The organism is Chryseobacterium ureilyticum (genome assembly GCF_900156735.1).
Taxonomy (GTDB): Bacteria; Bacteroidota; Bacteroidia; order Flavobacteriales; family Weeksellaceae; genus Chryseobacterium; species Chryseobacterium ureilyticum.
In genome coordinates this window covers 1-18,743 of sequence record NZ_FTOL01000007.1, presented here as the reverse complement: position 1 = coordinate 18,743, position 18,743 = coordinate 1, and the positions used below count along the sequence as shown (strand labels likewise).

The following is an 18,743-nucleotide window of genomic DNA, read 5'->3' as shown; positions in this document are numbered from 1 at the left end:
TTTTTATTTTTTTAGAATCCTTTAGTTTCAGAAAGTCAACCCTTTAACTATACAATTATCTTATGCTTTTCATTTTATTTTTCAATAATTTTAAATCAAATTACTTTATTTTTTTTAAATAATGAATGTTTTTAATTTACTTTTGCAGCGATCTAAAAAAATAAGATCCAAAAATAAATTAAACACCAACCTGAAAAATCCGTTATTCCGAACATGAATAAAATTGCTGTCGTGGGCGCTGGTATTTCCGGCTTAAGCATGGCGAATTACTTAGAAAAACACAAGATAGACTATCACATCTACGAAAGAAGAAAAAAGGAAGATCTTGCCGGACATGGCTTTCTTATTCCTCAGGAAGGAATAGAATATCTTTCCCAGATTATCGATCCACTGCTTCTTTTTAAACATGGAAATTTTCTAAAAAAATACATTCAATATTCTCACACTGGAAAAAAACTTGGAGAAAAAGACCTCAACAATGTTTTTGCGATTTCAAGACATTCTTTAATCAATCTTTTAGCCCAAAATGTTTCTCCTGGAAAGATAACCTATTGCACAACAATAATTCCTTGTGAAACACAAAACGGAAGGCTGAAACAATCTGACGGAACTTATCTTGATGCTAATCTTGCCATCATTTCAGACGGCTCCAGAAGCAGAATCAGAAGGAGTCTTTTTAAAGATGAAAAAATGAAGACAGTAAGAGAAAGCGAAGTCGTCAATATCATTAAAGACAAAGAAATTGCAGATACTATTGAAAATGATTTCATAAAATTTCATCATGATCAGGGTGGGCTTACTTTTGGTATTCTCAAGCTTTCAGATGATACTATTCTCTGGTACTCTCAGTTTGATAATCAAAAATACAGAATCAATGAATGCTCTTGTGACAATTTAAAGAAATATATGCTTGAAGTCTTTGAGGATTGGCATCCACTCGTTTCCTCTATTATTCAAAAATCAAATTATGACAACGTACATTTATGGTGTGTTTATGAATTGGAAGAGCTCAACCCGTTCTATAAAAACAATATTGTTTTCATTGGTGATGCTGCACATCCTCTGATTCCTTTTACAAGTCAGGGAGTTACCTCAGCATTAAAAGACTCACACGTACTAACTAAATATTTAGTTGAAGAAAATAATGTAACTGAAGCTTTCAGTAAATATGAATCAGACAGGAAACCCGAAATAGAAACTCATATCCAAAATGGCAGAACCTTACTGAAACAGTTTTTACTTCCTACAGATCAACATACAGATAATATTTTACCCATATCATATAAATAAAAATGTTCACGAATAACGATATTAATTTTGAAGCCCTTAAAAGAAAAGCTTACAACGGAAGATGGGCAACATTAGAAGACGGAATCATCCCTCTTACCGCAGCAGATCCTGATTTCAGAACGGCTCCTGAAATAGAACAGGGAATCATTGAATACATTAAGGACGGATATTTGAGCTATGGTCCTTTTTCCGGACTCCCGGAATTTAAGAAAAGTGTTGCTGATCATTTCAATCAGGAAAAACATGGAGATTTTTCCCCTGAAAATGTCCTTGCAGTCAATAGTGCTGCGCAAGGAATGTATCTGATAGCATCTTATGTTTTACAGCCGGGTGATGAAGCTATTATTCTGGACCCTGTAGATTTTCTGTTTAAAAAATCAGTGGAAACAGCGGGCGGAAAGGTAATGCTGTGTCCGGTAGATACTATAACCGGCGAGATTGATTTTGAAAAAATGATTTCATTGATTAATCCCAAGACCAAACTTATTAGCATTTGTAATCCTCACAATCCGCTTGGGAAGGTTTATTCTAAAGAGGTTTTGAAAAAGGTCTCCGAAATTGCTTCCGCTCACGACCTATGGGTGATGAGTGATGAGATTTGGAGTGATATTATTTATGATAACAGAGATTTTCATACCTATTCATCGGTTTCTGAAGAAGCAAAGAGAAAGAGTTTCACAGTATATGGTTTTTCAAAGTCATTTGGGATTGCAGGATTGAGGATTGGAGCTATTTTATGTAATGATCAGGAAATTCTTGAAGATTTTACAGAGAAATCTAATTTTAACTCTACCATTGAAGGAGTTTCAACTTTATCACAAATTGCAGGAAGTGTAGCCTTGGAAAAAGCAAAACCATGGTATAAAGAATTTTTAAATCATTTACAGCAAAACCGAGATCTTGCTTTTAAACTATTAAGCAACTCTGAGATAGTAACTCCCAATCTACCGGAAGCCACTTTTGTATTATTTCCAAAAATTAAAAACGGAATGTCAAGTGATCAGTTTGCTCAGCATGTTTTACAACAAGGAAAAGTTGCTATTGTTCCAGGATCAGAAAGATGGTTTGGAAAAGGAGCAGAAGGTCATATCAGAATTTGTTTTTCAACTTCACAAGAAATTCTTGAAGAAGGAATTAACAGAATCATTAAAAGCTTTTAAGGTTGAAAATTTTCATATAATTAAATATAATAATTATTAATATTCATCATAATAACAAAAACAACATTAAATTAAAACATTCATAATGAATAAACCATTTTGATGTTGATTTAAAAATAAATAATGATAATTTTGAACTAATCACCACTCAAAATTATCATTATGAAGATAAAATACATCAGCATTGTTTTTCTTGCTGCTTCTACGCTATCCTATGCTCAGGAAGTGAAGGATACACTTCCCAAAGAATCAAAAATAGAAGAAGTTTCCATTACCGGAAGCCGGAATAAGAAAAGAACAGTTGTAAACACTCCCGTTCCTATTGATATTATTGACATCAAACAGGTAAGTCAATCAACAGGACAGGTGGAAATAAACCAGCTTTTGCAGTTCTCTGCTCCTTCTTTTAATTCAAATAAACAATCGGGATCTGATGGTGCCGATGCAGTAGACCCTGCTACATTAAGAGGTTTAGGACCTGATCAGACCCTGCTTCTATTAAACGGAAAAAGATATCATCAATCTTCACTGATCAATCTTTTCGGAACTAAAGGAAGAGGAAATACCGGATATGACATGAATACCATCCCGATTGGTGCTATTAAAAGAGTGGAAGTACTCCGTGACGGTGCTTCTGCACAATATGGTTCTGATGCCATCGCAGGGCTAATCAACGTTATTCTGAATGATCGCGATAAAGGCTTTGAAGGAAATGTATTTTCGGGAATGAATCTTTTTAAAAGTCCTGGAAATAATGATATTGTATCGGATCATAAAATTGACGGAACCACTTTTGATTTCAGTGGAAATCTTGGAACTAAAATAGGTTCAAAAGGAGGGTTTGGTAACTTCACAGCTGAGTTTATCACTAAAGATTATGCGATCAGAAATGCAAATCCGGCAATTTATAATGATCCCGATCCGGCGCCAAGGCAGAGATTCGGGGACGCAAAAGCGCAGAATGTCTATTTTTTCGGGAATATTGAACTTCCGCTTTCCGATGGATTGAGGTTTTATTCACGTCAGGGGTTTTCCCACAGAAATACTAAAGCTTATGCATGGACCAGAACGGCAAATGCCAATGGAAATATTCCTGAAATCTATCCAATGGGTTTTGATCCTATTGAAGATACCAGCATTACAGATTTCACTTTTGATAATGGCTTAAAATTCAAAGTAGCAGACTGGGATGTAGACTTTTATAATGCTTTTGGGAACAACAGGTTCACTTACGATATTACCAATACCATCAATGCTACTTTAGGCGTCAAGTCTCCTACCCGATTCTATGCCGGAGGGCATTCTTTATTACAGAATACTACTGGTTTTAATGCTGTGAAACAATTTAAAGTTTTGGAAGGCTTAAATATTGCTTTCGGGTCTGAGTTCAGATATGAAAAATTTGAAATACTAAAAGGAGAAGAAGGATCTTATGCGATGTATGATATCAATGGAAATATTGTTACACCTGATACACCCGATTATCTGCTGGTTACCAATCCTCTCGCACCATCTGACGATAATAAAAGACCAGGAGGATCCCAGGGCTTTCCCGGTTATTCTACAAATATTGCCAAAAACAGAAATAATTTAGCCGCTTATATAGACACCGAACTTGATATTACCAAAAACTGGATGATCAGTGTAGCAGGAAGGTTTGAAAATTACAATGACTTTGGAAGTACATTAAACGGGAAGTTTGCAACACGCTATGCTATCACTCCACAATTGGCTTTCCGTGGGTCTGTTTCTACAGGATTCAGAGCTCCGTCCTTGGCTCAGAAATATTATAGCCAGCAGTTTACTAACTTCCAGGAAGGTAAATTGGTAACCATTCAATTAGCGTCTAATGATAGTGACTTAGCAAACAGAGTGGGTATTGCCCAGCTAAAACAGGAAACCTCTGTCAACGGAAGCGCAGGTTTTACTTTCAATACAGGGAAATTCACAGCAACGATTGATGGGTATTATATCAACGTGAAAAATAGAATTGTTTTGACAGGAAATTTCTCAAGAGATGATTTACCTCAGGATGTTCGGGATGATTATCCATATATTGATCAGGTACAGTTTTTTGCCAATGCCATTAATACCCGCACAAAAGGAGTTGATGTTATATTAAGCTATAATGAAAATCTAGGTTCGGGAAAACTGACTGCAACTCTTGCCGGGAATTATAATGATATGGAAATCACAAAAGTGAACACTTCTGATCAGCTAAAAGGCATGGAAAATACGTATCTCAGCCCAAGAGAAAGAGGTTTTATCCTCGCTTCTGCTCCAAAGACAAAAGTAAATCTGAATCTTAATTATAAGATCAATAAGGTCAATGCTAATTTACAGCTTGTAAGGTTTGATAAAGTTACATTGATCGGCTATGATGATGCAGAACAAGTTTACAATGCGAAAGTAACTACAGATATTTCTTTTGGCTACGAGTTTTCTAAGAGCTTTAATCTTACCCTGGGAAGTAAAAATATTTTCAACAGATATCCAACTTTACGAACGACACAGGTTACAACAGGAAATACAGAGTCCGGAGGTATTTTTGATCCTGTACAAATGGGGTTTGCAGGAAGACAGATATTTGCCCGACTTAATTTTAAGTTTTAGGATAGGAATTGAAAGCTTATCCTTTTTTAACAAAAAAACTCCTGGAAATTCAGGAGTTTTTATTATTTCTTTGAAATTTTATAAAGCTTTCCACTGTCTGTAACTGCGTATAAATTGCCATCTTCACCATTCAGAACATCTCTAAAACGCTCTTTCTGATCTGCTAAAAGACGTTCTTCTCCTACAACCTTATTATCTTTCATCACAATCCTGTTAATATGCTCACCGCTTAGACAGCCAATAAACAAATTCCCTTTCCATTCTTCAATATTTCCTGTATAGAAGGTAACTCCGCTGGGAGAAATTACCGGATCCCAATAATAAACCGGTTGTTCCGTTCCTTCTTTTTGAGTAATCCCCTGTCCTACTTTATCTCCAGAATATTCGATTCCATAGGTGACATCTCCCCAACCGTAGTTTTTTCCAGGTTGAATAAGATTAATTTCGTCACCGCCTCTTGGTCCCATTTCCACATCCCAAAGCTGTCCATTAGGATCTATAGCCAAACCTTGTGGGTTTCGTACACCATAAGCGTAAATCTCAGGTTTATATCCTTTTTTTTCTATAAATGGATTTCCCGGTGCTGGTTTCCCATCTTTTGTAATTTTAAGTATTTTACCTAAATAATTATCTGTTTTCTGTGCATAGACACGAGTTACTTTGTCAGATCTTTCTCCAGTACTTACAAACAAATTCCCATCCTTATCAAAAGCCAGTCTGCTTCCGTAATGTTTATCTCCATCATAGGAAGGTTCTGCTCTGAAAATAACTTTTACTTCAGAAATATTTTTAAGATCCGAAGACAATTTGCACTTTGCTACAGAGGTTAAATTACCTTTTCCAAATGGTTCTGAAAAGCTGAAATAAATAATATTATTGGTCTTAAAATCCGGATCGAGTGATACATCCAGCATTCCTCCCTGACCTTTGGAGTCAACTTTAGGGAAGCCTTCTATTTTTACAATCTGTTTTCCGTCTTTTGACACGACATTCATGTGACCTCTTTTGTCTGTAATCAGAAATCGACCATCCGGTAAATTAATAATTCCCCAAGGTCTGCCTAAATCTTTGTTTATTATTTCTACATGATATGATGTACTTGTTTTTACAGCTTTAATCCTTGTCTGCCCTTTAAATGCCGGCTGATATTCAGAATTAGGTTTTTCCATTTCTACACTTCCGTCTTTTCCAACCTGCTGGGCATTGGCATGATTCTCTTTACATGAGGATAAAATAAGAAAAAAGCTGAAGACTGGAATATAAAATTGATTGATTTTCATAATATTACGATTGGTGATTGTAAATTGAATGGAAAAATAATGCCACAAAATTTGTTTATTTCAATTTTTATTCTACATTTGTAGAACAAATAACAAAATTGTAGAATGAAAGAGATAAAACTAACTGATTCCGAAAAAGTTCTGATGGATATTCTTTGGGAAAAGAAGAAAGTCTTCATGAAAGATATTCTAGACACTTATCCGGAACCCAAACCAGCTGTAACCACAATAGCAACACTGCTGAAAAGAATGCAGAACAAGGACCTTGTAGGCTACAAACTTTATGGAAATTCCCGTGAATACTATCCAAAGGTAGAAAAAGGGGAATATTTCAAGGAAGAAATGACTTCCATGATTGACCGTTTTTTCAATAGCTCTGTGACCCAGTTTGCTTCATTTTTTACTTCTAATGCAAAACTTAGTCAAAAGCAACTGAAAGAACTCCGCGATATTATTGATGAACAAATAGAAGAATAACCATGCTAACCATTATTCTAAAAATAATTCTGTGCTCATCAATCTTCATTGCTGTATATTATTTGTTTTTGGAAAAGGAGAAAATGTATAGATTCAACAGGATCTATTTATTAAGCTCACTCATTCTTTCTTACGTCATCCCTTTTATTACAATTACTGTACAGAAAGCACCAACAACACAACCGCAACTGATCATTGAAGAAACGATAGTACAAGCTGTCTCTGCAACATCAAGACAGGACAGTTTTAACTGGACCAATGTATTCTGGTTCATCTATGTAGCAGTTACCTTTGTTCTATTGATAAAAAATGTAGTAGCTCTTATAACAATCAAAAGAATAAAGGGAGAAAAACAGTCTTACCAGAATTATGATATTGTATTCACAGGAAAGAGTCAGTCTCCATTCAGTTTTTGGAATACAATCTATATGGGAAAAGATTATATGAAAAACGACACGATTGATCCTAGAATTTTTCTTCATGAAAAAAGCCACATTGATCAGAAACATAGTATAGATATTGCGATTGTACATCTTGTAAAAATCTTTACATGGTTTAATCCTGTTTTATTTCTGTATAAAAAAGCAATTGTAACCAATCATGAATTTCTAGCTGATGAAGCGGTTTTGAACAATCGGTTTAACGTTAAAGACTATCAAAATCTGATTCTCGAAGAAATTCTGAGCAGCCAAAATCTACCATTAACCCATTCTTTTAATTTTAACAACACCAAAAAACGATTTATTATGATGAAGGCACAAAAAACTAAATTCAGCCTTGTAAGAAAAACTTTAGGCATCACAACACTTATCACAGCCATTGCATTATTATCTGAAAGAACTTATGCAAAAGACTCAGTAAAGAAAAACTCTAATACAGAGATTACAGCTCCTTCTACGCAGAAGGGGATAGCAACAAAAAGCCTATTCTCAGAAGTGGCAAAAGAGTCTTCAAATGATCAGGAACAACAAGCTAGTTTTTCAACGGCTTCCGAACTGAAAAAAGAAACTTTAAAAACGGTTTCTGATACAATATCTCCTAAAACAAACGACGAAGGTAAAAACACAATTTCACAAGAAGATCAAGACAAAGATTTGGTTAAAGCGGAGTATCCTGAAGGACGTAAAACTCTTATGGGAAAAATAAACAGGGAAACCGATATAGGCTCTATTGAACCACAAAAAGGAACAATACATTCAATCGCTTCTGTTTATATAGACGCAACTGGAAAAACAACCAAAGTAACTACTGCAGGAGATAATGAAGCTTTTAACAAAGCATTCCTTAAAACCGTAACCGCGATCAGTAATGAAACCACATGGAAACCTGCTACAAAAAACGGACAGGCAGTTGATTCCGTATTAAAAATACCAGCCACAATAGCTTTTGCTCAACAGTAAAAATAAAAGCGCTACTTGTTTAGCGCTTTTTTGTTGATGAAAAATTTAACGTAAAATAAGAATTATGGATGTAAGAGATTTATTAAATCTTTATCATCAAAATATTCATGATCGAAACATTATTCTGCCTAATAATTTCTTTCGTATTTTTGTTGTATACATTCTTTCTTATGAACTTTAATCTTCATTCAGAATATAAACCAACCGGGGACCAACCTCAAGCTATTGAAAAACTTACTGCTGGAATTGAGATCGGTGAGAAATACCAAACGCTTCTCGGGGTAACTGGTTCCGGAAAGACCTTTACGGTTGCTAATGTTGTACAAAATGTTCAACGACCAACTCTTGTTTTGGCTCATAACAAGACCTTAGCGGCGCAGCTTTTCATGGAATTTAAAGAATTTTTTCCTGATAATGCGGTAGAATATTTTGTCAGCTACTATGATTATTACCAGCCGGAAGCTTATATCGCTACCACCGGAACTTATATTGAAAAGGATTTGAGCATCAATGAAGAAGTAGAAAAGCTACGTCTTTCTGCCACAGCCAGCCTTCTTTCAGGGAGAAGAGATGTTTTGATTGTTGCTTCAGTTTCGTGTATTTATGGTATTGGAAACCCTACAGAGTTTCATAAGTCATTAATTTCCATAGCCATTGGTGAAAAGGTTACAAGAACCGCACTTCTCCATTCATTAGTCAATGCTTTGTACGCCAGAACATTGAATGAGTTCCAGAGAGGGACATTTCGTGTAAAGGGAGATGTTATTGACGTTTTCCCAGCCTATGCTGATAACGCGATCAGAATTCAGTTTTTTGGGGATGAGATTGAGAAGATTCAGAGTTTTGATCCGGTGACGGGAAATGTAGAGTCTACTTTTGAGCAGATTCAGATTTATCCGGCAAATCTTTTTGTGACTTCAAAGGAAACCTTAAATGGTGCCATCAGAGAGATTCAGGATGACATGGTAAAGCAGGTTGACTTTTTTAACTCCATCGAAAAACCTTTGGAAGCGAAAAGGCTTCAGGAAAGAACGGAACTGGACCTTGAAATGATCAAGGAATTAGGATATTGTTCAGGTATCGAGAATTATTCGAGATATCTTGACGGCAGACTTCCGGGCACAAGACCTTTCTGCTTAATTGATTATTTCCCTAAAGACTTCCTGATGGTCATCGATGAAAGTCACGTTACCGTTCCTCAGGTTCACGCCATGTATGGTGGTGACCGAAGCAGAAAAGAAGCATTGGTAGAGTTTGGTTTCAGACTTCCTGCTGCTATGGATAACAGACCTTTAAAGTTTGAAGAATTTGAAGCGATACAGAATCAGGTTATTTATGTCTCAGCAACTCCAGCGGACTATGAACTGGAAAGAACCGGAGGTGCTTATATTGAACAGATTATCCGTCCAACAGGACTTTTAGATCCGATTATTGAGGTAAGACCTACCTTAAACCAAATTGATGATCTAATGGAAGAGATTCAGAAAAGATCTGATGCCGATGAAAGGGTTTTAGTAACGACTTTAACCAAAAAAATGGCTGAGGAACTTACCAAATATTTTACAAAATTCGGGATCAGAACAAGGTATATCCACTCTGATGTGGAAACACTAGAACGTATTCAAATCATGCAAGACTTACGTTTAGGTCTTTTTGACGTACTGATTGGAGTAAATCTACTAAGAGAAGGACTAGACTTACCGGAAGTTTCGTTAGTTGCAATTCTGGATGCTGATAAGGAAGGAATGCTTAGAAGCAGAAGATCGATGATCCAGACAGTAGGGCGTGCCGCAAGAAACGTAAACGGAAAAGCCATCATGTATGCAGACAAGATCACCAAATCTATGCAGGCAACTTTAGATGAAACTGAATATCGTCGCGCCAAGCAGATACAATATAATGAAGATCACGGTCTTCAACCTAAAGCATTAAATAAAAAGATTTCTGAAAATCTTGTCGGAAGAAGTAAAGACTTCCCGGATGAAAAGTATACGCAAAAAGAAATTCTTCAGAAAGTTGCTGAAACAAAAGCCAGCTACTCTGGTGAAGACTTTGATAAAATAATTGATCAGAAACAAAAAGAAATGGAAGCGGCAGCTAAAAATCTTGACTTTATTAAAGCAGCAAAGTTAAGGGATGAAATTGCAGCCTTGAAAGCTTAATCCTTTTTTGTAATAAAACATAGTTAGGGCGGCATCTTCGATGCCGCCCTAACTATGTTTTAAATATGTCTGTTATATTTTACAGTCCATTTCTGACTGATGCTCTGATAGGAATAAGTAAATCCATCAATCCATTTAATTTAATTTCATAAACGGTTGATAGCTGCATTCCCAGCTTTCCTTTGGGCATACCATTTCGGCTGAACCATTCAAGATAGCTTATCGGAAGATCTGCCAAAACTGTTCCTTCGTATTTTCCGAAGGGCATTTTAAACACACAAATTTCTTTTAATATTTCCGGATTTATTCCCTCCACTTTTATAATAATTAAATCAGTTTATTTTCTAAATCCTTATTCCCTGGCAATTCAAGATCCGGAGGTGTTTCTTCGTCTGAAAATTCATTTCTGTACACTTGTACCAAAAGTAAAGTAAGTGAGATCAGAATAGGTCCGAATATCAGTCCCATAAAGCCAAATAGATTCATCCCCATGATAATTCCGAAAACGGTATTCAGCGGATGGATATTTTCAAGTTTCTTTAGAAGCGTAAATCTAAGCAGATTATCTGTAAGTCCTACCACAACTACACAATAAATAGCCAGACCAATACCTTGCACCGTATCTCCTTCTGCAATCATGAAAATACACACAGGAACATATATAATAGCGGTTCCCACTACCGGAATTACTGATGCAGCGGCAGTCAAAGCAAAAAGCAATACCGCTCCTGGAGCTCCAAATATAAGATATCCGATGAGTGCTACAATACCTTGCCCTACTGCAACAACAGGAATACCAATAGCATTTGCCATAATAAGTTTTCTCAGCTTATCCCCAAGCAATGAAACATTGGATCTTTTTAATGGTGCTGAGGTTGTAAGTATTCTTTCAAATAACCTTGGTTTTTCCAACATAAAATAGAGAATAAAATACATAGACATCACCACCGTAAGCGTATTAAAAGTTCCGCTCAGCGCTGATGTTGAAAATTTTCCTACAAAACTTTTCAACTTATTCATATTATCCTGACTCAGGATATCAAAACCTGTTTTTGATTCAATATAAGTATGGATTTTATCCAAAAACACATTGAATTTGTCCATATAAGCCTGAGCATTGCCAAGCTTATCAATAATTAAATCAGCAATAAAATAGATAGGCAGAATCAAAACAATAAGACTCGCAAGCATTAATGCAAACGCAGCTAATGAAGGCTTCCACTTTCTCTCTTCCTGCAGATAAAAATTATATCTTCTACAAACTACATAGATTGTAATAGCTCCTAAAACCGAAGGAATAAATAATGCAAGATTAAAACAGATCAATCCCGCCAAAACCAAAATAATCACCAGCAAAGAAATCTGCTTAATGGCAACACTGCTTATCTGCTTATCTTTATTCATTATTTTAAAATTTAAAATCTCAATTGATTATTTAGTAAACATAATCTGTCTTGGCTTTCCTACGAAGGCACAGTACGTAGAATACATAACGATCATGATAAACGGAGCCGTTAAAATAATACCAAAAAAGCAAAGGATAACACCTGCTGCTGAAATTAGCATTCCCAAGAAACCTGTCAGTAAGAAAACACCATAATTTTCTTTCGCAATAGTAAAAGATTTATTCAAAGCATCCATTGCAGAAGCATTTTCAAATAATAAAATAGGATATCCTATCAAAAGAAAAGGATACACAAAAAAGAAGGGTAAAAGACAAAACGTCATTGTTATTGAAGAAACAATACCCGCTATAAGACTATAGATCAATATATTCACAAAATTCTGACGATATCCGATAAACAGATCAGAAAATTCAATAGGGCTTTTTGTATTGTACTTGTTAACCATATAGATCAAACCAACGTATAGTGGGGTTAATAACAATAGAAAAAGGCTGGAAAACGTCATATACATTGAAAACCCAGGAGTTTCCCAATATCTGAAGTTGGCATAATCGCCTGAAGACTGTACTTCTTCCATTATTGCTGCAGAATTGAATCCGGTAATAGTCTGGATAAGGAATCCTCCTACCAAATAAACTATCATAGCTACAACGGCATAGCCAAAAACTCCCTTATACATTTCAAATGCATGCGAGATAATGGATCCTGTATCTTTATTCGGCACAGAACCTTGTTGATCAAATTCGTTAAATTCGGACATAGTTTAATATTTTAATGATTTTACCAAATTTAACTTTTTTTAGTAAAAAAACATATTAAACCGTATTTAAATTTAGCCTTTCTCTGAAAAAACTGTTTTATACAAAGAATAAATCATGGCATTCCAGAAGGGGAACGTAAACAAACCACCTACTAAAAACAGCGTGAATCCAAGATATTTAAACAGAACAGCAACCAAGATGCATACGGTAATTTCAACGAAATACATTTTCAAAGCTTTAAAATTTAAAGAAATGGCTTCAAAGATCCTTTTATTGGTAAAGAACATCAGAGGAGCAACAAATATGGTCATCGCTACCCAGATGACAGCTAAGAATATTGTAGGTACGGTAAATCTGTAGATCATGAACCAAAACAGATAATATCCAAGATATTTAAAGAAGTTGATTCCATAATATCCAGCAAATAAATCACTCAATTCCACTTTTTCGTTAAGATCAAGCTTTCTGAAAATCTGAAAAAACCCAAGATTCAAAGGATAAAGAAACGCCGTCGTTGCCCAAATAGCCAGAATAAACATCTGATAGCTTTCCGTAGCACTTAATTCTGCTACTTTCGCCAAATAAGCCTGGGTTCCCTGCTGAAGAGCTTTCTGGAGCACAGCGTTTTGTGCAAATATATCGTACTTTAAACCGAACAGGAAAAAAGAGGTAAGAAAGATTCCGAAAAATAGTATTGAGAACATTAACTGATAAACCAGTGTTTTATTCCAATAAAAAAAAGCCTGCTTCAATATAAAATCTATTCCCGGTTTCTGAGGATATTTGCTCTGCATCATAAAAATTTTATGCAAAAGTAAACATCAATAATTATTTTTGCGGAATGTTTTCAGTGAATCATCAAAAATTTATCGAAATGGATGAACTTTCTCTTCAGGAAGTTCCCTATTTCTTCGTTATAGATTTTCTTTCAGAGAATGTGGAAATCTATCAGGAAAATGAAATTGAAAAATCAGGCTTAATCATTGATTTTCAAAATTTTTCAACAAAAAAAACGAAGCAAAATTTACATAAAAAAATAGAATGGAAATCATTTCCGGAAACGTTGGAGAGCTTTAAAACGGGGTTTGATAAAGTTCAGAAAAATATTCGCCTTGGAAATTCATATCTTGTAAATTACACCCGAAAAACGAAAATTGAGACCAATTTAAGCCTGGAAGAAATTTTTTATCACTCGGAAGCAAAGTACAAGGTTTTTTATAAAGATTTTTTTGTATTTTTTTCTCCGGAAACTTTTGTGAAGATCATTGATGGTAAAATTCTGACTTATCCGATGAAAGGAACCATTGATGCCTCTATAGAAAATGCTGCTGAAATTCTGAAAAATGACAAAAAGGAAAAAGCAGAACATTATACAGTAGTAGACCTGCTTCGTAATGATCTGAGCATGGTTGCAGATGACGTTTGTGTTGATCAGTTTCAACATATAGATTTCATCAAAACCCGGCAAAAGGATTTGTATGCTATGAGTTCAGAAATTTCAGGGAAAATAAAACCTGAGTTTGACAGGAAAGTAGGAAGCATCATTCAAAAGCTTCTTCCTGCAGGTTCCATTTTGGGAGCTCCAAAACCTAAGACTTTGGAAATAATTCTGGATGCGGAAGGATATGACAGAGGATATTACACAGGAGTTTGTGGCTGGTTTGACGGTAAAAATGTCGACAGCTGTGTAATGATACGCTTTATTGAAAAAGATGATGATCAACTTTATTTCAAAAGCGGAGGCGGTATAACGCACATGAGTAAATTAGAAGACGAATATCAGGAAATGAAAAATAAAATCTATGTCCCAATTCATTGAAAGCATTAAAGTAGAAGATAAGGAAATTTTTCTATTGGATCTACATCAAAAACGTATCAACCAAACATTTTCCCACTTCGGAAAGGAAGATGCCATTGATCTTGCCAAAATCTATAAAAATCTGCAACATGATGAAGACGGACTTTTTAAGCTAAGAATTTCTTATGATTTGGATAAAAGAATCCGAACACAGATGATTCCTTATGCTATTCCTGAAATTCAGGATTTTCAGCTGGTAGAAAATAACAGCTTTGATTACTCTTTTAAGTTTGAAGACCGTAAAGAGCTTGATAAGATGAAAATGAAGGCAAAGGCAGAGGAAATCATCATCGTCAAAAACAATCATATCACCGATACTTCTTTTTCCAATCTTTTATTCTTAAAAGGCAAAGAATGGTTTACGCCCACCACTTATCTCTTAAATGGTGTTCAAAGACAACATCTTCTAAAGCATAAAAAAATCAAGGAAGCAGAGATCACCTTACAAAACATAAAGCAATTTACGCACTTCCAGCTCATTAACGCTATGAATGATTTCGATGATATGTTTATTTATCCAATCAGCAGAATAATGAATCTGCCGGGTAATGAGGAATATCTTGACCTTTAGTTTTCTTTCAGGAAATTAAAGTAAGCTTTCTGTACATCTGCACTGTTCTTACCGTATGTATTCACTTCCAGAATTTTTGGTTGCGCATCCGGTTTGAAGAAATTTTCCAATACTCTGTCTAAAGTCAGCTCATCTTCCACTTTCACATAGGAAAACCCAAAGTGTTTTGCCAGATGTTCAGCATGTTTGCGATGTTTTGTCGCGATAAACTTGTCAAGCGTATTTGGATTGGCATTTCCTGGTCCCGGAATTATTTTAAAGATATTTCCTTCCCCATTGTTGAAGATGATAATCCTTACAAATGGAGGAATATATTGGTTCCAAAGACCATTGATATCATAGAAGAAACTTAAATCTCCCGTAATCAGCAAAGTCGGGTTAGCATTTTTAATCGCGAATCCCATTGCTGTAGAAGTAGAACCGTCAATTCCGCTGGTTCCTCGGTTACAATACATTTTTCTCTTTCCAAAATCAAACAGCTGCGCATATCGAATTGCTGATGAATTGCTAAAATGAATATTATAATTTTCAGGAACAGTCTGTGCAGCCTTATTGAAAAAATAAAAATCTGAGAATTCAACAGTATTTAAAAACTGCTCATGTTTAGCATCTTTTTTATCTCTTAAAACATCCCATAAATTGAAATAAGGTCTTGGCTCAAGGTTGATAAATTTCAACAGTTTTGAAAAGAAAACTTCTGGCTTTACTTCAATCTTCTCTGTCAATGAAAAATAAGTATCAGGCTGCCATACTTCATCCAAATGCCAATGTTGTTTCGGACGGGCATTTCTCAGAAACTGCTTTACTTTTTTAGAAACAACATTTTGTCCTACCGTAATGAGCAGATCCGGAGCATAAGCTTTATAATCTTCTTCCGAAAAATTAAAAATATAACGGTCTATATGTCTGAAAAACTTCTCGTGATAAAGATTGGAATTGGCTTCGCTTAATACAACTACTGAATGATTCTTTACCAACTGAGTCAATTGATTCTCCAATTCAGGGCTATAATCCTTCGTTCCTACCAATATCATGATTCTTTGGGAGGTATGCCAGTCTGCAACTAAATTCGACGGAATTTCGTAGTCTTTATGCTTAATCGTCTTTTCTACCGTTGGGAAGGTAGGAAGTTCTGAAACCAAATCATACAAAGGCTCTTCTAAGGGAATATTGATATGTACAGGTCCCTGCTTTTCGAAACAAAGTTCAATTGCTTTTTTAATCGTATCGAAATTAATATCTTCTGCATTCTCTTGGCTGTCTTCCAAAAGTTGGAAATCACCGTAAGAGTGCTGATGAAAAACATCCTTCTGTCTAATCGTCTGCCCATCAAAAATATCTACAAAATCTGTAGGTCTGTCAGCCGTAAGCACCAAAAGTGGAATATTCTGATAAAAAGCTTCAGTGATTGCCGGATAATAGTTCACCACTGCAGAACCACTTGTACAAGTAATTGCGGCGGGTTTTTTTTCACTTTTAGCCATTCCCATGGCAACAAAAGCTGCGCTTCTTTCGTCTACAATGCTGTAACAGTTAAAACTATCCACTTCCGAAAAATGAATTGCCAAAGGAGCATTCCTTGATCCCGGCGAAATTACAATGTCTGCAATTCCGTACTGCTGAAGAAGATGTGCAAGTATTTGGATACTTCTCTTAGAAGAATATTTTTTCATACAGCAAATTTAACTTATAAATAATGATTTTAAAATCATTTAATTTAAAAAATATGTAATTTTGCTGTTCGTAAATTTCTAAAAATGGATAAAATACCTAGTGTAGACCTGCGTGATTTCCTTTCGGACAACCCGGAACGCAAACAGAAATTTGTAAATGAAATCGGAAAAGCTTATGAAGAAATTGGTTTTGTAGCCTTAAAAGGCCACTTTCTTGATGACAACCTAGTAGATGATTTGTATGGAGAGGTAAAAAACTTTTTTGAACAACCAGTGGAAACTAAACAGAAGTATGAAATCCCTGGAATTGGTGGACAAAGAGGTTATGTAGGATTCGGTAAAGAAACTGCTAAAGGTTTCAAAAAAGGAGACTTAAAAGAGTTTTGGCACTTTGGACAATATTTGTCTGAAGGTTCAGAATACAAAACTGAGTATCCAGACAACGTAATCGTTGAAGAACTTCCAAAATTTAATGAAGTAGGTAAGGAGGCATTCCAAATGCTTGAAAAAACAGGACAGTATGTTTTAAGAGCTTTAGCATTGCATCTTGGTTTAGATGAGTTCTATTTTGATGATAAGATCGCTGAAGGAAACTCAATTCTAAGACCTATTCACTACCCGCCAATCACTCAAGAACCGGACGATGCGGTAAGAGCAGCTGCTCACGGAGATATTAACCTTATCACCCTGTTAATGGGAGCTCAAGGTAAAGGTCTTCAGGTTCAGAATCACAATGGAGAATGGATCGATGCGATCGCAGAGCCGGATGAATTGATGATCAATGTTGGAGATATGCTTTCAAGACATACGAACAACAAATTGAAATCTACCATCCACAGAGTGGTAAACCCGCCAAGAGAGATGTGGACTACTTCAAGATATTCAATTCCTTTCTTTATGCACCCAATAAGTGCAATGTCTTTGAATGCTCTTGACAACTGTGTAGACGAAATCAATCCAAAGTTATACGAAGACACGACAGCAGGAGAATTTTTACATGAAAGATTGATCGAATTAGGATTGATTAAGAAATAAGAAAAGAAAGTCAGTAATTTTAAATTACTGACTTTTTTATTGGTTTAATGATTAGCCTGTTATACAATAAAACTCAGGACACGGTGTAGATTGTGTAAAAGTTCCCCAAGGACAAATACAGGTATAACTATCTCCGCCACCTCCAGGATTCTCTCCCCCTCCAGGACCTTCATAAGGTACACATTTTCCTCCTGAACAAATATTTCCTGCTGAGCAGCCACCTTCTCCCGGTCCGCCACCTTCAAAACAAAAAGCAGGAGAACCTACCCCCGCAACAATTTCTCTTTTACTTTCTCGTGAAAGCTTTTTCAAATTTTTCATAGTTATTAATTTTTGGTATTTCCTACTCTATAAGCTTTTCGGATAACGCTTCTTTAAAGATAACATTTATTTGATTAATAATCAAATAATTATAAAAACAAGCAATTATATACAGCAACAGATACTATTATAATCACAAAATAGTAATTTATATAAAATATAAACATTTTCATTAAGAATATTTATTAATTTTACTATACAACAAATTTTTAATTAAAATAATATGAAAAATTTAAGAAAATTACAAAAAGACAAATTAAAGAGTATTTCCGGCTCAGGGATCAATCTTCCCGAACCAGAATTCTGTATGTATTATTGTAGTGGTACAATAATCTGTGCTACCTGCAGTAGCAATTTTAAATGTCCGGATGAAAATAATGATATGTAATCCAAGAATTAAATAAAGAAAACCGTTCTCATGATGAGAATGGTTTATTTTTTACCCATAATAAACGTCTAATTTCTCTTTTAATAGACCAATTAAAGCTTTTATACAATAAAAATAGAATAAGGCGAAAAACATACCTAAAAACGACCTTTATAATATTTCAAATATGCTTTAAAAAAAATTCAAATAATAGCTTTAACTAGAATATAAAATGAGTATGAGAGAGCCTCTCTTTGGTATTAGCGTATAGAGCAAAAAAAAGTCTCATACATTACTGTATGAGACTTTTAAAAATAAAATAAAAACTGGCGGCGACCTACTCTCCCGCGTTAGCAGTACCATCGGCGC

The 18,743-nt window shown here is 35.1% G+C and carries 17 protein-coding genes; 10 read left to right on the top strand and 7 right to left on the bottom strand.

All coding sequences use genetic code 11. The annotated features are described in order from the left end of the window. Window positions 1–213 precede the first annotated feature (213 nt). The 3 genes from BW983_RS17320 (at window position 214) to BW983_RS17310 (ending at window position 5,063) form a co-directional block, all read left to right on the top strand. A complete protein-coding gene (locus BW983_RS17320; RefSeq protein WP_076553153.1) occupies window positions 214–1,290 on the top strand; it encodes an FAD-dependent monooxygenase in 1,077 nt (358 codons plus the stop codon). A gap of 2 nt (window positions 1,291–1,292) precedes the next feature. Beyond that, window positions 1,293–2,450, top strand: a complete 1,158-nt coding sequence (locus BW983_RS17315; RefSeq protein WP_076553152.1) for a pyridoxal phosphate-dependent aminotransferase — start codon at window positions 1,293–1,295, stop codon at window positions 2,448–2,450. Between the two features lie 162 nt (window positions 2,451–2,612). Further along, complete coding sequence (locus BW983_RS17310; RefSeq protein ID WP_076553151.1) at window positions 2,613–5,063, top strand: TonB-dependent receptor plug domain-containing protein; 2,451 nt, start codon at window positions 2,613–2,615, stop codon at window positions 5,061–5,063. A 62-nt stretch (window positions 5,064–5,125) separates the two neighbouring features. Here BW983_RS17310 and BW983_RS17305 read toward each other — a convergent pair whose 3' ends face one another. After that, the gene (locus tag BW983_RS17305) at window positions 5,126–6,343 is read right to left on the bottom strand and encodes a PQQ-dependent sugar dehydrogenase (RefSeq protein WP_076553150.1); all 1,218 of its coding nucleotides are present in this window, start codon (window positions 6,341–6,343) and stop codon (window positions 5,126–5,128) included. 105 nt (window positions 6,344–6,448) lie between these two features. Between BW983_RS17305 and BW983_RS17300 the strand changes: the two genes are divergently transcribed. The 3 genes from BW983_RS17300 to uvrB all read left to right on the top strand — a co-directional run bounded on the left by BW983_RS17300 (window position 6,449) and on the right by uvrB (window position 10,382). Then, a complete protein-coding gene (locus BW983_RS17300; RefSeq protein WP_076553149.1) occupies window positions 6,449–6,820 on the top strand; it encodes a BlaI/MecI/CopY family transcriptional regulator in 372 nt (123 codons plus the stop codon). Between the two features lie 83 nt (window positions 6,821–6,903). Then, window positions 6,904–8,220, top strand: coding sequence for a M56 family metallopeptidase (locus BW983_RS17295; protein WP_076553148.1), 1,317 nt, complete (start codon window positions 6,904–6,906; stop codon window positions 8,218–8,220). A gap of 170 nt (window positions 8,221–8,390) precedes the next feature. Then, a complete protein-coding gene (gene uvrB, locus BW983_RS17290; RefSeq protein WP_076553147.1) occupies window positions 8,391–10,382 on the top strand; it encodes an excinuclease ABC subunit UvrB in 1,992 nt (663 codons plus the stop codon). Between the two features lie 79 nt (window positions 10,383–10,461). On the opposite strand, the gene BW983_RS17285 is transcribed toward uvrB, so the two are convergent. The 4 genes from BW983_RS17285 to BW983_RS17270 form a co-directional block, all read right to left on the bottom strand. Further along, window positions 10,462–10,689: a DUF3820 family protein gene (locus tag BW983_RS17285; protein WP_076553326.1), complete on the bottom strand. Its 228-nt coding sequence runs from the start codon at window positions 10,687–10,689 to the stop codon at window positions 10,462–10,464. A gap of 20 nt (window positions 10,690–10,709) precedes the next feature. Beyond that, window positions 10,710–11,786: an AI-2E family transporter gene (locus BW983_RS17280; RefSeq protein WP_139329308.1), complete on the bottom strand. Its 1,077-nt coding sequence runs from the start codon at window positions 11,784–11,786 to the stop codon at window positions 10,710–10,712. 27 nt (window positions 11,787–11,813) lie between these two features. Continuing rightward, window positions 11,814–12,548 carry a beta-carotene 15,15'-monooxygenase gene (locus tag BW983_RS17275; RefSeq protein WP_076553145.1) on the bottom strand — a complete coding sequence of 245 codons (735 nt, stop codon included), beginning with the start codon at window positions 12,546–12,548 and terminating at the stop codon, window positions 11,814–11,816. Window positions 12,549–12,620: 72 nt separating this feature from the next. Then, entirely contained in the window at window positions 12,621–13,343 is a 723-nt protein-coding gene (locus tag BW983_RS17270; protein WP_076553144.1) for a hypothetical protein, read from the bottom strand. A 47-nt stretch (window positions 13,344–13,390) separates the two neighbouring features. Between BW983_RS17270 and BW983_RS17265 the strand changes: the two genes are divergently transcribed. Together BW983_RS17265 and BW983_RS17260 are read left to right on the top strand one after the other, a co-directional pair. Then, window positions 13,391–14,368, top strand: coding sequence for an aminodeoxychorismate synthase component I (locus tag BW983_RS17265; RefSeq protein ID WP_076553143.1), 978 nt, complete (start codon window positions 13,391–13,393; stop codon window positions 14,366–14,368). Further along, on the top strand, window positions 14,352–14,978 hold the full coding sequence (locus tag BW983_RS17260) for an aminotransferase class IV (protein WP_076553142.1): 627 nt from the start codon (window positions 14,352–14,354) through the stop codon (window positions 14,976–14,978). Before BW983_RS17265 ends, BW983_RS17260 begins: the two co-directional genes overlap by 17 nt. On the opposite strand, the gene menD is transcribed toward BW983_RS17260, so the two are convergent. Further along, window positions 14,975–16,651 (bottom strand): 2-succinyl-5-enolpyruvyl-6-hydroxy-3-cyclohexene-1-carboxylic-acid synthase, encoded by a 1,677-nt coding sequence (gene menD, locus BW983_RS17255; RefSeq protein WP_076553141.1) that lies wholly within the window; start codon window positions 16,649–16,651, stop codon window positions 14,975–14,977. The genes BW983_RS17260 and menD overlap by 4 nt on opposite strands. A gap of 84 nt (window positions 16,652–16,735) precedes the next feature. Between menD and BW983_RS17250 the strand changes: the two genes are divergently transcribed. Next, the gene (locus tag BW983_RS17250) at window positions 16,736–17,686 is read left to right on the top strand and encodes an isopenicillin N synthase family dioxygenase (protein ID WP_076553140.1); all 951 of its coding nucleotides are present in this window, start codon (window positions 16,736–16,738) and stop codon (window positions 17,684–17,686) included. A 51-nt stretch (window positions 17,687–17,737) separates the two neighbouring features. On the opposite strand, the gene BW983_RS17245 is transcribed toward BW983_RS17250, so the two are convergent. Then, window positions 17,738–18,007, bottom strand: a complete 270-nt coding sequence (locus BW983_RS17245) for a bacteriocin-like protein (RefSeq protein WP_076553139.1) — start codon at window positions 18,005–18,007, stop codon at window positions 17,738–17,740. 223 nt (window positions 18,008–18,230) lie between these two features. Here BW983_RS17245 and BW983_RS24150 point away from each other — a divergent pair, with 223 nt between their 5' ends. After that, window positions 18,231–18,395 carry a hypothetical protein gene (locus BW983_RS24150; RefSeq protein ID WP_167370005.1) on the top strand — a complete coding sequence of 55 codons (165 nt, stop codon included), beginning with the start codon at window positions 18,231–18,233 and terminating at the stop codon, window positions 18,393–18,395. Window positions 18,396–18,743 lie beyond the last annotated feature (348 nt).